At 63.0% G+C, this 14,811-nt stretch carries 14 protein-coding genes; 2 read left to right on the top strand and 12 right to left on the bottom strand.

Annotated features, from left to right (window positions below):
- The first annotated feature begins 75 nt into the window (after positions 1-75).
- Positions 76-1,266: a DUF2254 domain-containing protein gene (locus JX25_RS13310; protein ID WP_206611600.1), complete on the top strand. Its 1,191-nt coding sequence runs from the start codon at positions 76-78 to the stop codon at positions 1,264-1,266.
- On the top strand, positions 1,247-1,564 hold the full coding sequence (locus tag JX25_RS13305; RefSeq protein ID WP_128255583.1) for a hypothetical protein: 318 nt from the start codon (positions 1,247-1,249) through the stop codon (positions 1,562-1,564). Before JX25_RS13310 ends, JX25_RS13305 begins: the two co-directional genes overlap by 20 nt.
- A gap of 6 nt (positions 1,565-1,570) precedes the next feature.
- Here the strand turns inward: JX25_RS13305 and JX25_RS13300 are convergent, their stop codons facing one another.
- The 12 genes from JX25_RS13300 to JX25_RS13245 form a co-directional block, all read right to left on the bottom strand.
- Positions 1,571-2,251, bottom strand: coding sequence for a type 1 glutamine amidotransferase domain-containing protein (locus tag JX25_RS13300; RefSeq protein ID WP_128255582.1), 681 nt, complete (start codon positions 2,249-2,251; stop codon positions 1,571-1,573).
- 150 nt (positions 2,252-2,401) lie between these two features.
- On the bottom strand, positions 2,402-3,682 hold the full coding sequence (locus JX25_RS13295; RefSeq protein WP_128255581.1) for a TRAP transporter large permease: 1,281 nt from the start codon (positions 3,680-3,682) through the stop codon (positions 2,402-2,404).
- Positions 3,683-4,234 (bottom strand): TRAP transporter small permease, encoded by a 552-nt coding sequence (locus JX25_RS13290; RefSeq protein ID WP_241557969.1) that lies wholly within the window; start codon positions 4,232-4,234, stop codon positions 3,683-3,685.
- Entirely contained in the window at positions 4,231-5,211 is a 981-nt protein-coding gene (locus tag JX25_RS13285) for a TRAP transporter substrate-binding protein (protein ID WP_128255580.1), read from the bottom strand. Before JX25_RS13285 ends, JX25_RS13290 begins: the two co-directional genes overlap by 4 nt.
- A 449-nt stretch (positions 5,212-5,660) precedes the next feature.
- Positions 5,661-6,422, bottom strand: coding sequence for an isocitrate lyase/PEP mutase family protein (locus JX25_RS13280; RefSeq protein WP_128255579.1), 762 nt, complete (start codon positions 6,420-6,422; stop codon positions 5,661-5,663).
- Positions 6,419-7,492, bottom strand: a complete 1,074-nt coding sequence (locus JX25_RS13275) for a bifunctional transcriptional activator/DNA repair enzyme AdaA (RefSeq protein WP_128255578.1) — start codon at positions 7,490-7,492, stop codon at positions 6,419-6,421. The genes JX25_RS13280 and JX25_RS13275 overlap by 4 nt, the downstream gene beginning before the upstream one ends.
- 302 nt (positions 7,493-7,794) lie before the next feature.
- On the bottom strand, positions 7,795-9,762 hold the full coding sequence (locus JX25_RS13270) for a TonB-dependent receptor domain-containing protein (protein ID WP_128255577.1): 1,968 nt from the start codon (positions 9,760-9,762) through the stop codon (positions 7,795-7,797).
- A 56-nt stretch (positions 9,763-9,818) separates the two neighbouring features.
- On the bottom strand, positions 9,819-10,586 hold the full coding sequence (locus JX25_RS13265) for a heme ABC transporter ATP-binding protein (RefSeq protein WP_128255576.1): 768 nt from the start codon (positions 10,584-10,586) through the stop codon (positions 9,819-9,821).
- Positions 10,583-11,632: a FecCD family ABC transporter permease gene (locus JX25_RS13260; RefSeq protein ID WP_128255575.1), complete on the bottom strand. Its 1,050-nt coding sequence runs from the start codon at positions 11,630-11,632 to the stop codon at positions 10,583-10,585. The genes JX25_RS13265 and JX25_RS13260 overlap by 4 nt, the downstream gene beginning before the upstream one ends.
- A gap of 1 nt (position 11,633) precedes the next feature.
- The gene (locus JX25_RS13255; protein ID WP_128255574.1) at positions 11,634-12,446 is read right to left on the bottom strand and encodes a heme/hemin ABC transporter substrate-binding protein; all 813 of its coding nucleotides are present in this window, start codon (positions 12,444-12,446) and stop codon (positions 11,634-11,636) included.
- Entirely contained in the window at positions 12,443-13,441 is a 999-nt protein-coding gene (locus tag JX25_RS13250) for a hemin-degrading factor (RefSeq protein ID WP_128255573.1), read from the bottom strand. The genes JX25_RS13255 and JX25_RS13250 overlap by 4 nt, the downstream gene beginning before the upstream one ends.
- Before the next feature lie 105 nt (positions 13,442-13,546).
- Complete coding sequence (locus JX25_RS13245; protein WP_206611599.1) at positions 13,547-14,761, bottom strand: MFS transporter; 1,215 nt, start codon at positions 14,759-14,761, stop codon at positions 13,547-13,549.
- Positions 14,762-14,811 lie beyond the last annotated feature (50 nt).

Here is a 14,811-nt window from a genome sequence, read left to right as displayed (position 1 = left end):
GATGACCGGTAACAGCAGGCCCGACCAATGACGCGATGGAGGTGGATACTTGCCCAGGTAAGCCGACGGATCTGGTTGCGAACCAGCCTGATCGGGCTGCTGGGGATCTTGACGGCGGGACTGGCAGCCGTTCTTGAAAGACTCATTCCGTGGGATCTGCCCGGACAGATCGCCGCCGAGGCGGTCGAAAGCCTGTTGAACATCATCGCCTCCAGCATGCTGGCGGTGACGACATTCTCGCTCAGCGTCATGACGGCGGCATATGGTTCAGCGACAAGCAACGTGACGCCCCGCGCGACCCCCCTTCTGATCGAGGACCGGGTGACGCAGAACGCGCTGTCGGCCTTCATCGGCTCGTTCCTGTTCGCGATCGTTGGCCTGATCCTTTTGCCCACCGGCGTTTATGGCGAACGGGGCCGGCTTGTGCTCTTCTTCTTCACCGTCGGGATCATCGGGCTGATTGTCATATCGCTTCTGCGGTGGATCGACCATCTGACCCGCCTTGGCCGTGTTGGGGAAACAACGGGACGCGTCGAAAAAGCCGCCACCACGGCGATGAACAACCGGATAGAGCAGCCCTTTCTTGGCTGCCGTCCGCTGCCGGCCGCGTTTCTGGACCGTTATCCCGTAAAGGCCGAAGAGGTCGGCTATCTGCGCCATGTCGATACGACGGCCCTGCAGGATCTGGCAGAGCGGGAGGGTATCGACATATTCGTACCGTTGCGTCCAGGGGCCTTCGTGTTTCATGGCACGGTTCTGGCCTATCTGGGCCGCGCGCCCGACGACGAAGCGGAACAGGTTGTGCGTACCGCTTTCACCGTCGGCGAGGAACGCAGCTTCGATCAGGATCCGCGCTTCGGCCTTGTCGTGATGAGCGAGATCGCCCTGCGCGCCTTGTCGCCCGCGGTCAACGATCCTGGCACGGCGATTGACGTCATCGGGCGCCTGACCCGCGTGCTGACCATCTGGGCAAACCGCCCGCGCGAGGCTGTGAAGCCGGAACATGATCGCGTCTTCCTTGCGGTTCTGCGCGATGATGAGATGCTGGAGGACGCCTTCATGTTGATCGCCCGCGATGGCGCCGGCCAGATCGAAGTACAACTGCGCCTGCAAAAGGCGCTTTCCGCACTTGGCCGACTGGGCGATACCAGCTTCAGATCAGCGGTTCTGCAGCAGGCCGCACTGGCCACCCAGCGGGCAGTGGAGGCGTTGCCAACGGAACATGAACGCAAGATGCTGCGCGACCATGCCGCTTCTAACACCTGACGGACGCTATATCATCGTGCGCGGGCGGCTTTGGCGGGCGGCAAATCCGCATTTGTCCGACGCGGAACGGGAGCGCCTTGTGAAGAATCTGATGGCAGCGCGGCGCGCAGTGAAAGCAGCCCGCAGCAGCGGCAACCAACAGGCAGAAGACGCCGCCCATACCGCCGTGAACCGGGCGAAGATCGCATTGGGAGAGCGGGGCCCCGTCTGGTGGAAGGACGATGCGCCGGATCTGAACCGGCGCATGGCCCGTAACACGCCCTATGCCGACTGGTTCACGCAGAAGGCCAAGGGCTGAGGTGGTTCAGGCTTTCAGCGCCGCCAGAAGCTTTTCTGCCGCCTCTTCCGAAGAACCGGGATTCTGGCCGGTGATCAGCAACCCATCCTGCACCACATGGGAAGACCAGTCCTCGCCCTTGGTGAACTTACCGCCCTTGGCGATCAGCTCATCTTCCACAAGGAACGGCACGACATCGGTCAATTCGACAGCCTCTTCCTCGGTATTGGTGAAGCCTGTCACGGTCTTGCCGTCGACCAGCGGCTTGCCTTCGGGGGTTTTCACATGCCGCAGCACGCCGGGCGCGTGGCACACGAGCGCAACAGGCTTGCCCGCCGCGATGAAATCCTCGATCAGTTTGATGGAATGCTGATCCTCCGCCAGATCCCACAGCGGGCCATGGCCACCCGGATAAAAGACGGTATCGAAGTCCTGCTGGTTCACCGACGAAAGCCTTACGGTGGCGGCCAGCTGCGCCTTCGCTTCGTCGTCAGCCTCGAAGCGCCGCGTCAGTTCGGTCTGGAACGAGGGTTCGGCGCTTTTGGGATCAAGTGGCGGCTGCCCGCCCTGGGGCGAGGCAAGGACGACCTCTGCCCCGGCATCCTTGAAAACATAGTAGGGGGCGGCCAGTTCCTCCAGCCAGAAACCGGTTTTCTTGCCGGTATCGCCAAGCTGGTCGTGCGAGGTAAGAACCACGAGGATTTTCATGAGCGTTCCTTTCATGCAGCGTGACTGCCACGGCCCGGCCGGACGTTCACCACTTCATTGCGCAGGGGGTCGGGTACCTCATGTAAGTGTCCCGACGTGCCGTGCAAGGAACAAGGCAGCGGCGGCGCCGTGAAGCGCCGCCGGATCGTGTCAGTGGAAAAGTGCCGGCAACCAGAGCGACAGGGCCGGAATATAGGTGACAAGGACCAGCGTCATGCAGGCCGCGCCATAGAACGGCCAGATGGACCGCATGGCCTCGCCGATCCCGATGCGCCCCACGGCACAGCCGACGAACAGCACGGATCCTACCGGCGGCGTGCACAGGCCGATCCCGAGGTTCAGGATCAGGATAACCCCGAAATGCACCGGATCGACCCCGAACGCCTGCGCCACGGGCAGGAAGATCGGCGTGGTGATCACGATCAGGGGCGACATGTCCATGAACGTGCCCAGCACCAGCAGGGTCAGGTTGATCAGCAGCAGGATCACCAGCGGATTGTCCGAGATGCCCTGCAAGAAGGCGATCATCGACGTGGGCACCTTCAGGAAAGCGAGAAGCCAGCCGAAGCAGGCCGCGCTGCCGATTACCATCAACACCATCGCAGTGGTGCGGACGGCGCCAAAGGTGGCTTCCTTGAAATCTTCCCATCCCAATGTGCGATAAACCAGCAGCGTCACCAGAAGCGCATAAACGACAGCGATGTTGGAGCTTTCGGACGCGGTGAAGATGCCCGACCGGACGCCGCCGAAGATGATCGCGATCAGCAGCAGGCCGGGCAGCGCCGAGACGAACATCACGCCCAGAATGCGAAGGCCGGGGAACGGCTCGGTCGGATAGCCGCGACGGCGTGCCACAAACCATGCCGCCACCATCAGCGAAAGGGCAAGCAACAGGCCCGGAATGATCCCTGCGGTGAACAGATCAGCGATGGAAAGCCGCCCGCCGGCTGCGATCGAATAGATGATCATGTTGTGCGACGGCGGGATCATCAACGCGATGATGGAACCGACGACCGTGATGTTGACCGCATAGTCGGCGCTGTATCCACGCGCCTTCATTTGCGGAACCATCAGGCCACCCACGGCCGATGCATCCGCAGCCGCCGAACCGGAAACGCCCCCGAACATCACCGAGGCAAGGATGTTGACCTGCCCCAGCCCGCCCCGCAGGTGCCCGACCAGCCCCCCTGCCAGTGCAACCAGCCGCCGCGCGATATCCCCGCGCACCATCAGATCGCCCGCAAAAATGAAGAACGGAATCGCCATCAGCGCATAGACCGAGATGCCCGAATTCAGCCGTTGGAACACCACCACCGGCGGCAGTCCCATGTAAAGCACGGTGAAGAAGCTGGCGGCGCCCAGGCAGAAGGCCACGGGCGTACCGATCAGCAAAAGCAGCACGAAGCTGCCGAAAAGAATCCAAAGCTCCACTTATTCCTCCACCGTCTCGTCTCCGAAGCGCCGGGTCGGAAGTCCCGCTGCGCGCCGTGCAATGCGTTCGGCGCAGAAAATAACCAGAAGCGCGCCCCCGCCGATGACCGGGGCGAAATCCCACATCCGCGACACACCGATGCCCGGAATGCTGCTGCCTGCCGATTTGGCGGCAAGCTGGACACCATAGAACGCCATTCCAAAGCCGAACGCCCCTACGACGATGTCGGAAACCGTGAACAGCACGGCCCGCAAACGGTCTGAGGCAAGATAAAGCAGCACGTCGAAGGAAAGGTGATAACCTTCCCGGATTCCCACCGCTGCACCCAGGAAGATGAACCAGCCCATGATCATCACAGAGCCGGGTTCCGCCCATTGCAGTGAAGACCCCAGAACGTAACGCCAGACAACCTGCGCAAAGACAAAGGCTGTCATCAGCACAAGTCCTGTGCCGGCAAGCCACAGGGCAATGGTTGAAAGCCGTTCCGTCACGCCGGCGACGCGCAGCATGGCGGCCCTGAGGCCGCCAGCTTCCATAGTCGAACTTGTCATTCGGTATCCCGGATACGCTGGACCAGATCCTTCGCCTCGGGCGTGGTCACGTATTTTTCGTAAAGGGGTGCCATCGCGTCGATGAAGGGTTGCTTGTCGATCCCTTCGACGATCTCGACCCCGGCCTCTTCCACGCGCGCCCGCGATGCTGCCTCTGCCTTCGCCCAAAGATCACGCTGCACGGCAACGGAATCCTGCGCGGCCTGGCGGATGATCTCCTGATCCTCGGCGGAAAGGCCATCCCATGTCGATTTGGACATCGCGACGATCTCCGGCACGATCAGGTGTTCGTCCAGCGTGAAGTATTTCGCAACCTCGTAATGCCCCGATGTGTCGTAGGACGGCCAGTTGTTCTCGGCGCCGTCCAGAATGCCTGTCTGGATGGAGGAGTATACCTCGCCATAGGGCATCGGGGTCGCGTTGGCGCCAAGGGCATCGACCATGTCTACGAAGACGTCCGACTGGATGACGCGGAACTTCATGCCCTCCATATCCTCGATCGAGGAGATGGGCTTTTGCGAGTTGTAGAAGCTGCGGGCACCCGCATCATAGAAGGCAAGCCCCACCAGATCGTGCGCGGCGAACGATTCAAGAATGCCGTCGCCGATTTCGCCATCCATCACGGCGTGCATGTGATCCACATCGCGGAAAAGGTAAGGCAGCGAAACAATGCGCGTTTCCGGGATGAGGGTGTCAAAGGTGCCGAAGCTGGCGCGGATCATGTCGATCACGCCGAACTGCGTTTGTTCGATCGCGTCCTTTTCTTCGCCCAGCTGCGAGGAGGGATAGACTTCGATGCAGATGCGACCGCCGGACCGCTCTTTGACCATCTCGCCCATCGCGCGCACCGCTTCGACGGTGGGATAGCCGTCCGGATGCGTGTCGCTGGATCGCAGGGTGGTTTCACAGGCACTGGCTGCGCCGGCCATCGCGCACAGCGTCGCGACACCTGCCAGCAGGATGTTTTTATGTTTCATCAGTATCCTCCCCATGGGCATTTCGCCCGTCCCGCGGCAGGCCCTTGGGCGCGACCGCGGTCTGATCCTGCCGATCTCAGGCCAGTTCTGTCAATATATTTATCATACCATTTGTGCGGCAATCGTAGTACATATATGATATGTTTGATTAGATCCGAAAAAGGCGCCGCTTGGATAACTCTTGATAGTCGCCCTTACAGGAGGATCTTTGCCCTGTTTGCGTCACAGGGTTTGCCTGAAAAATCGAGCAACGAGAAATATGGTTGGCACAGTACCTAAGTCACAGTTACCTGAATGGATCGTCGTTCGGTGTCATAGTGGTGCCGATCGGGGACAGCGACAGCATATCATGCGCTGGCATCCTCAGGTCGGCAACGTGCCTCCTCGAAGTTCAGAGCCCTTTGCTGCCGTTTGTGAGACGAACTTCCGCGTTGGCCCTACACTCGCATTCAGACACAGGCACCCGCTTCGCGTTTTAGGACGGCGGCCAATCTGATATACGGATTGGGCCCGAAGCTGATGCGTGAAACGCCGAGGTTTGCAAGGTCGCCGATACCCTGCGGATCTGCAGCCATAACGTTGACCGGAAGCGCGACCGTCTCGCAGATGGTGCGGATCAGCGCCTTGTCCGTCAGCCCCGGCACGAAGAACCCATCCGCGCCCGCTTGGGCATAGGCTGCGGCGCGGGCAAAGGCATCGTCCACAAGACTAGCGTGATCCACATCGGGTGCCGCCTTCAGGAACACGTCCGTGCGGGCGTTGATGAAGGCGGGGATACCCAACGCGTCGGCGGCGGCGCGAACAGCGCGCAGCCGCTCCACCTGATCTTCAATGCTGTAGAGGCCGGGGGCATTCACCACCTGATCCTCGAAGTTCAGGCCGATCACTCCAAGCATCAGTAGGCGGCGGACGTTCTGGCCTACGGTGTCAGGATCGACGGCATACCCGCCCTCGAAGTCCACGGTGACAGGACATTCCACGCTCCGCACGATCCTGCCAACCACCGCCAGCGCGTCATCCAGAGGAAGTTCCTCCCCGTCCTCGTAGCCCTGAGCTGCCGCCACCGACCAGCTTCCGGTCGCAATGGCCTTCGCTCCGGCGCGGGCCACCGCCTTCGCACTGCCAGCATCCCAGATGTTGTAGAGGATAAGCGGGTGGTTCGGGGCATGCAGGCGACGGAACCGCTCGGCCTTGTCTATCTGTGATGTCATGCGAAAGTTTCCTTCTTTGTTGTCCTGAGCTGCCGCTCGATCTCGATCAGGCGTTGCTTGCGCCAGAGGCCGCCGCCATAGCCGGTGAGGGAGCCATCGGCGCCGATGACGCGGTGACACGGAATCATCAACGCGATCTGGTTGGCGCCATTGGCACGCGCGACCGCCCTCACGGCCGAGGGACGGCCGACCTGCCGCGCAATCTCGGAATAGCTGCGTGTCTCGCCCGCCGGGATCTCGCGCAGCGCATCCCAAACCTGTTGCGTGAAGGCACTGCCGGCCAAGGCGAGCGGCGTCCGGAAGCGGTCCGAGCGGGCGGCGAAGTAGTCGGCCAGCTCCGCCGCCGCCTGTTCGGAAGGCGGGAGGGAGCCGATCCCGATCCCTTCCTTCGACCCGGCCTGCAGTCGCGCCAGTTCGGCGGGCAGCCCCTTGCGGTCCACAAACTCCAGCAGGTGAAGGTGGCGGCGGCTGCTGACGGCGATCATGTCGCCCAGCGGGGTCGGGATCCACGTCGCCCGCAGCAGCCGGCCCGCCCTCAGATCCGCAGGTGCACAGCCGAGAAGCCGCGCGAAGGCCGCGCGGAAGGCGCTGGCGGACTCGAAGCTCGCCTCGTGCTGGGCCGTGCTGACCTTGCCGCCCGTGGCCAGCGTCTCGAAGCCCTCGCGCAGGCGGCGCTGGCGGGCCATCTCCAGAAACGTCATGCCGAATTGCCGCTTGAAGCTGCGCCGCACCGTAGAAAGGTCGAAGCCGAGCTGTTCCACGTGACCCTCGGACCAACGCAGGCCGGGCTGTTCGTCCAGCGCACGAAGGAGTGCCGCAATGGTCGGATCAGCCAGTGCGGCGGCCTGAAGCGGGTGGCAGCGTCTGCACGCGCGATAACCCGCCTCGATGCACTCTCCGATTGTGGCGAAGAACGTGCAGTTCTCCGCCTTCGGCTTCCGCGCGGGACAGGTCAGCCGGCAGAACACGCCGGTGGAGGAAACGCAGACGAAGGCCTGCCCGTCGAAGCGCGTGTCGCGGGCCAGCAGTGCAGCATAGAGAGTCTGGTGGTCCGGAAGATCAAACAACATGGCGGGGTTCTACCCTTGCATGATGCGCCGCGTCGCCGCTTTTCGGGCGTCTATTCTCTTTCTCGTCAGCACGAAGGTTCTGGCCTGCCCTGAAAAGGGGTCCTCCCCGAAGTAATCCAGTTGGAGGAGGCGAAAATGCTCCAGAAGACGCGTGTGACGCAAAAGGGCAGAGCCGTGTGTTGGGCATCTCATAAGCCCCATTTGTTTGGGGCTGTGAAAGGGCAATTATCATGACTTGCGTCACGCCACCCGATGGGTGACGGCGCGTGTGCGGCTTTGGTCGCCGCCATTGGGAACACCGGTCAGAATGTCTTGGCGATCGTGAACTTGATGTTGCGTCCCGGTGCATCGCGCGTCGCAAGGCGCGGGCGATAGTCAGTGTCGAACAAATTCTCCACCCCAACACGGAATTCGACGTCGCGGGCGATTCCGGCTCGCGGGGAATAGGTGATGCGCAGGTTGTGGATCACGCTGCCGGGTGTTTCATCAGAGATGTTGGCCACACGGTTGAAACGGGCATTGGCCACGGCTTCCCAGCTCAGATCCAGTTCATCCCCCAGGCGCTGGCCCAGCGTCAGGCGCAAACGGTCGGCTACGGCGTTCGTCCAGTAACCTTTGGTGCCGTCTGCCGATGCATCCCCTTCGGCGATGTTCGCGTTCAGGTCGGCATAAAAGCCGTTGGCCAGCGAATAGGCCGCCTCAATCTCGATCCCCCGGGTCTCGACCTTGTCGATACCGCTGTATGAGGTCACGTCCCAAAGGTCGGTATGGTAAAGGTTCGCCTTGATCTGGAAGGCATCGCCCGCCTGCACCAGCCCATGCGTTTCATAGGCAGCGCCGATTTCCCATGTCCGCGCCTTCTGGCTTTGCTGCATGAAGACAAGGTTGCCGAAGTCATCAAGGATCGGCAGGGTTTCGGTATAGGCGCCGCTTACGAAGGCCGACAGGCCATTTCCCCAACCATGGCGGATCGAGAGTCCGCCCATCACCGCGTCGTTATCACATTCCGTGGGTGCAGAGGATGCCGCGCCCGAGGCACGCTCCATATCCTGCGTTTCGTAACGCAGCGCGGGGCTAAAGGTCCAGTTGCCCAGCCTTGCATCATCCACGATGAAGAGCGCCAAGCGATCATCCGTCCCGCCGGGGGCCGCGGATGCCTCCTTCCGCTTCTTGTGGATCACCTCCACCCCGGCGCGCAGATCGTGCGCCACCGTGCCAGTGGCAAAGGAGGCGCTGTTCTTCACGGTCAGCTTTGTTGTTTCATAGCGATGATCGGCATCGCCAAGGCTGCGCCCCATATCACCGGGGGAGCTTCCCTCGACATAGCTGCTGTCAATGCGCTGATCGGCGTGCGACAGGTTCGCCTTCACATGCCAAAGCGGGCTGGCGGGGTTCCAGTCATAAGCCAGAACCGTGGTGCGGTTGCGAATATCGCGATCCACGTTCCCGAAAAAGCCCGGGCCAATGCCGAACTGGTCGTAAGGTACATCCCGTTCCGTGGTTTCGGTGTTGTTGAAGGACAGCGCGACGGACTGATCGCCGAAGCTATATTTGCCCTTCAGCAGATAGCTGGGATCCGTGAAGCCTTCTGCGCCCGTCGGCTCACCCTCGCCGTCTTTCTGTTCGTCCTGCGTGCGCCAGACAAATTGGGCAAGAAACTCCAGATCCTGCCTCGGCTGCCATGCAAGAATGGAGGAGGAGGTGATCCCGTCACCGTTCGTCCCGAGTTCCAGCGTTTGGCGGCCCGCCCAGCCCAATGCACCGCCAGTGAAATCAGAGGCATCCTTTGTCTGCAGCCGAACAAGTCCGCCCACCACACCCGATCCGTACTCGAAGCTTCCGACGGTTCCGCGCTGCACCTCCACCTCTTTATAAAGGGCGGGATCGGTATAAAGTTGGGTGCCGATGCGATACAGCTCCTCGGACCCTTGGGTTGCACCATCCACCTGGATCAGAACCATCTGGTCGGTGCCATAGGTGCCGGTGGCTCCGAAGCCGCGGATGTTGATGCCCGATCCGCCCGGCGTAGTGCCGTTCATAAGCGTCACGCCCGGCACGCTGTCGATCAGTTCCGCGATGGTGGAGGCTTGCCGGTCATCGATTTCCCGCTGGTCGATCTGCGTGACCGGAACGGCCGTATCGGTGGCAACATCGCGCTTGCTGTCAACGACGATGGCCGGCAAGGCCGTCATCTCTTGCGCGCGAACGGACATCGGCAGAAATGCCGCGCCGCACAAAAGGGCGGTGCGGAGTGTGGATGGTTTGACCATGTTTCCCTCGGTTCTTCGTTTTCGGGGAAGCTGGCGGGGGGCTGGCTGCCGGTTGTTCAGTTGCTTTCGGCCAGATGCGGCAGAAGCCACGTCCCACTTTCGGGTGTCTTGTTGACGCGGATCCGGCAGCGATAGGCGGCGGAAAGCGCGCGGTCGGTCAGGACGTGACGCGGGGCCCCCTGCCCCAGCAGCCGCCCGTCTGCCAGCAGCGCCACGCTTTGGGCGAACATGGCCGTCAAGTTCAGATCATGCATGACGGCGATCACGCCACCGCCTTGTGCCGCAAAATCTGCGGCCAGTTCCATGATCTGAAGCTGGTGGCCGATGTCGAGACTGCTGACAGGTTCGTCCAGCATCAGCCAGCGCCCGCCCGGACGGCTCACCTGCGCCAGCACCCGGGCGATCTGCACGCGCTGCTGCTCGCCCCCCGAAAGCTCCTGATAAAAGCGGGCCTCGTATCCCTGAAGCCCAACCCTTGCCAGCGCGGCAAGGGCAAGGTGCGGTTGCCGCGCATCAAGGCCGGCCTGAAGGCCAAGGCGCACCACCTCCAGCACCGTGAAGGGAAAGGCCATGGGGGTGGCTTGCGGCAGAACGGCGCGGATCGCGGCCATCTGCCACGGCTTTGCCGTGCGTGGGTTCAGGCCGGCCACCTCGATCTGCCCTTCGGCCGGCAGATCGCCGGTCAGCGCCCGCATCAGCGTCGTCTTGCCCGAACCGTTGGGGCCGACGATCGCCGTCACCTCTCCCAGCCGCGCGAAGAAGTCAATGCCGTGCAGGATCGCGCGGTCGCGCAGGCGGACAGTCAGGTTCGATGCACGGATCACAGGTCCACCACTCCACGGCGCTGCAGAAGGATCCACAGGAAGACCGGTGCACCGATAAGGGCCGTCACGATCCCGATGGGCAGTTCTGCCGGTGCAACGACCATCCGCGCCGCGATATCGGCGAGCGTCAGAAGCGCGGCGCCCAGCACCGCCGCATTGGGCAGCAGCCAGCGGTGGTCCGGCCCCACGGAAAGGCGCAAAAGGTGCGGCACCACGATCCCGATGAATCCGATCCCGCCAGCGACGGCAACTGATGCGCCCGTGGCCGCCGCGACAATCAGGATTGCGCCGGCCTTGATGCGTTGCACCGGCAGGCCGGTATGGGCGGCGACCGCCTCGCCCAGTGCCAGTCCGTTCAGCCCGCGTGCAAGCAAGGGCGCGGCCAGCAGCGGCGGCAGGATCAGGGGCAGAACGGCCCCCAGCTTTCCCCAAGTCGCCCCCGCAAGCGACCCGAGGCCCCAGAAGGTTAGCGTGCGCAGTTGCTGGTCGTCTGCCAGATAAACCAGCACCCCTGTCACCGCTCCTGTCAGCGCGGCAATCGCGATCCCGGCCAGCAGCATCGTCGCGACGGAAGTACGCCCGCCTCGGGTTGCCACGCGATACAGAAGCAGCGTCACACCAGTGCTTCCTGCAAAGGCCATCAGGCCGATCAACTGCCCGCCGGCCTGCTGCAGAACCCAAACCGGCAGCAGGCCGCCCAGCACGATCCCGACCACAGCGCCAAGGCTTGCCCCCGCGCCCACACCCACGATGCCGGGATCGGCCAGGGGGTTGCGGAACAGGCCCTGCATCACCGCGCCAGAAACCGCCAGCGCCGCCCCCACCAGCATGGACATAACGAGACGTGGCAGGCGGATACCCCACAGGATCACCTTGTCGCGCGGCGACAGTCCCTGCCCGTCCCAAAGCCCCGCCAGTGACACACCCGACGCACCGGTCTGGATGGAAACCACCGCCACCAGGGCCAGCAATGCCGAAAGCCACAGGAACAGCCTGCGCGCACGATGGCTGCGATCGCCCGGCATCGGAGGGTTCAGCGCGACCATATCAGCCACCGTAAATCGCGGCGTGAAGATCGCGGGCGGCCTGTGGCGTGCGCGGTCCAAATCCCAGAAGCAGCAGCCCATCCATGCGAATGACAGGGATCTGCGCGGCAGGTGTAACGGCCAAGGCAGGATGGGCAAGCAGGTCGGCATCACTCAGCGCATGGCTTTCGCCTCGGGTCATCATCAGGATGGCGTCGGGCTGTGCCGTAATGATCGCCTCGTCCGTCATGGGTTTATAGCCGGAAAAGCCGGTCGCCGCGTTCATGCCCCCTGCCAGCCGGATGATCCCATCGGCTGCGGTGCCCTGCCCGCCGACCATCAGCCGCCCACCTTGTTGGGCCAGAACGAACAGCACGCGCAGGGGTTGCCCCTCTGGCTCCGGCACCGCCGCGAAGGCTTCGGCCACGTCGGCGGCCAGCGCCTCGCCCTGCGCTGGCATGTCCAGCGCGGCTGCAACGGCACGGATTTTCGCAAGCACACCTTCGGGCGAAGGGTCTTCCGGGATGGACACGAACGGCACACCCGCCTGTTGCAGGGCTTCCACGACTTCCACCGGCCCTGCGCCGTCTTCGGCAAGGATAATGTCCGGCCCGACGGAAAGAACACCTTCGGGCGAAAGAGAGCGAATATAACCGACATCGGGCAGATCGATCAGCTCCGGCGGATAAAGTGTGGTGGAATCGCGCGCAACCAGCCGGTCCGCTGCACCAAGCGCTGCCACGATTTCAGAAACCGAACCGCCCAAAGATACGATTCGGTCCTGTGCCGCCGCAGGGAAGGCAAGGCAGGCCAGAAGAAAGGCCAGCCTGATCACGCGTCCACCCCTGCCAGGGCAGATGTAAGTTCGGCCCACGCTTCGGGCTGCGCATCCTTGCGGGCGCCAAAGATCTGCGCGATCAGCCGGCCCTTGGCATCAAAAGCCTCGACAGAGATGGCAGGGCCACGCTGCGTGGGCTTCGTCACGCACCAGGCCTCGGCGACGTGATCCTGCCGCAGATGCAGATCGAAACCGGGATCAAGGACGTTGATCCACGGGCCCGTCGCGCGGATATTGCTGATCCGCCCGCCATGGATCTGGATGCAGCCAGGGTTGCCGACAAAGATCATCACGGGGATCGTTCGGGCCGCCGCCTGCTCCAGCACCTCCGTCACTGCAAGCGGATGCAGCGGCACGGCCCGCGGGGCACCGACGATCCGATACGCACCAAGGCGGTTCATCTTCAGCTTGCGCGTGATCCGGACGAACTGGTGCGTATCCGTCATCCGGTCCCATTCCGCGCGCAGAACCTCTGCCCTCGCAGGATCGGCATGCGGCGGTTCCACCTGTGCGCCGGCTTCCGGCGTCACCGGCGCATCGGGCAGCCGCAACGTGGCCACCAGCGCCTCAAAAGCGGCGATGCTGCTCTCCTCTCGCAGATGCACCTTGTGGATCGCATCGCCCGCCGCATCGAACACCTGCAGCGACCGTTTCGCACCCTCTGTCACCGCAAAGCCGTGAACCCAATGGGTAGGGAACATCCGCATGTCGATCCGGGGCCCCGTCACCATGGAAGCGTGGGGGCCAGACTGAAAATTGGAATAGGTTCCGATGATTTCGGACACGGCGCTTTTGTTGCGGGTCAGGGCCATGACATCTCCTAACTCTTCCAGCAGCGGGAACAGCCGGTCGGGATGGGGATTGATCCGCTGTGGACCAAGCGCGGCAACCAGCTCCGCCTCGGCGATGCCATGGGTGGTGGCGAAATCGCGCGCCCGCGCAGTCGGGTTCTCGCTGCGAAGCGCGCGGATCTGATCGGATGTGAGAGCCATGAGTCCTCTGGCGAAGAGATCTCTTGGCTGGGGCACGAGGGGACGGGCCTTGGCGCGAGAACCGCCGCGACACCGCGCGGCATTAGTTTACTGATTCACTCACCTTTATCTCCCCAAATGGCGGCTTTCGCAACAAAAATCTGTTGTCTCGCCCTCTGCGGCACTGCCGAGGCGCGATCCCGGTCGCATGCAGATCGCGATAAAGCCAAGCGCAAGGCAAAGCGCGGCCATGAACCACCACACATAGCTTAGATCAGCAAGATGCTGGCGGGTAATGCCGGCAACAAGGGGAAGCAGGGCAGCAAGAATGTAGCCACCGCCCTGCACGAAGCTGACGATACTGCCCGCCTCGTCGGGGGTGCGACCGTGATCCATCGCCACGATCAAGGAAAGCGGGAAGAGCGCGCCAATCCCCAGCCCCGTCAGCACAGCGGCAGGCCACGCAAGCAACAGTGGCGCCGTGCCAAAGCAAATCAACCCGACGATCAACGCGCCTGTTGCCGCCAGCAAGGCCGGACGACGATCAACGAAACAGCCGATCCAGACAGAGACGGAGATGCCGGCGGCCACCTCGGCCAGGGTCACGGCGGCGAGGATTCCCCCCGCAGCCTCGGCACGCCAGCCAAGCGAAAGATAGAAGGGCGGAAGCCATGCCAGCACCAGCGTATAGGCGCCCGTTCCAAGCCCGAACAGCGCCATGAGCAGCCACGCCCGCAACTTGCGGTGCAATTTCAAGGGCGCAGCGTTGCGCGCGGCCACGGGATCTTCGGACAGGGTCCACCACCAGAGGATACCGGCAAGAGCTGCGGGAACGGCCCAGATACCAAGCGCCGCCGGCCAGCCTGCCACCTGCGCCACCCACGGGCTTGCCGCACTGGCCAACAAGGCGCCCGCCATAATTGCCGTGGAATAAAATCCCATGAGGCTTGCCGCATCCGTTGCCGCCCTGCGCCGGATCACGCGGGGCATCAGCGCCTGAACCAAAGCGATCCCGAATCCACTCAGCACTGCCGTCGCAAGAAGGGTGAACATGTCCGGACCGATCCAGCGGCCAAGGCTGCTGACTGCAACCAGCGCGATGCCGATGGCGATGCCGTGACGTTCGCCCAGAAGCCTGCGAAGCCAGCCGGTCGCGAACATGCAAAGCCCCATCAGCGCCACAGGCAAGGTGGTCAGCAGGCCTGCGGCGATATCGGACAGATGTGTTTGCTTCTGGATCACGTCCAGCAGCGGGCCAATGGCGGCAAGCGTCGGGCGCAGCGCAAGCCCAGCCAGAACAACGGTGACCGGAAGAAGCATCCGGAATGGGGGGCGGTGCATGAAAAGCCTCATTGATCCGCGCGCACTCCCTGCGCGTCTTGTTGTTTCGT

Origin of the sequence: Falsirhodobacter deserti, assembly GCF_004015795.1 — a bacterium.
GTDB classification, from domain to species: domain Bacteria; phylum Pseudomonadota; class Alphaproteobacteria; order Rhodobacterales; family Rhodobacteraceae; genus Falsirhodobacter; species Falsirhodobacter deserti.
Note: the sequence above shows the minus strand (reverse complement) of the source record. Positions and strands in the feature narration are given on the sequence as shown.

Coding starts and splice junctions, on each gene's coding strand:
- JX25_RS13305 (WP_128255583.1), top strand. CDS start 1,247: ATGCCGCTTCTAACACCTGACGGACGCTATATCATCGTGCGCGGGCGG.
- JX25_RS13300 (WP_128255582.1), bottom strand. CDS start 2,251: ATGAAAATCCTCGTGGTTCTTACCTCGCACGACCAGCTTGGCGATACC.
- JX25_RS13290 (WP_241557969.1), bottom strand. CDS start 4,234: ATGACAAGTTCGACTATGGAAGCTGGCGGCCTCAGGGCCGCCATGCTG.
- JX25_RS13285 (WP_128255580.1), bottom strand. CDS start 5,211: ATGAAACATAAAAACATCCTGCTGGCAGGTGTCGCGACGCTGTGCGCG.
- JX25_RS13280 (WP_128255579.1), bottom strand. CDS start 6,422: ATGACATCACAGATAGACAAGGCCGAGCGGTTCCGTCGCCTGCATGCC.
- JX25_RS13275 (WP_128255578.1), bottom strand. CDS start 7,492: ATGTTGTTTGATCTTCCGGACCACCAGACTCTCTATGCTGCACTGCTG.
- JX25_RS13270 (WP_128255577.1), bottom strand. CDS start 9,762: ATGGTCAAACCATCCACACTCCGCACCGCCCTTTTGTGCGGCGCGGCA.
- JX25_RS13260 (WP_128255575.1), bottom strand. CDS start 11,632: ATGGTCGCGCTGAACCCTCCGATGCCGGGCGATCGCAGCCATCGTGCG.
- JX25_RS13250 (WP_128255573.1), bottom strand. CDS start 13,441: ATGGCTCTCACATCCGATCAGATCCGCGCGCTTCGCAGCGAGAACCCG.
- JX25_RS13245 (WP_206611599.1), bottom strand. CDS start 14,761: ATGCACCGCCCCCCATTCCGGATGCTTCTTCCGGTCACCGTTGTTCTG.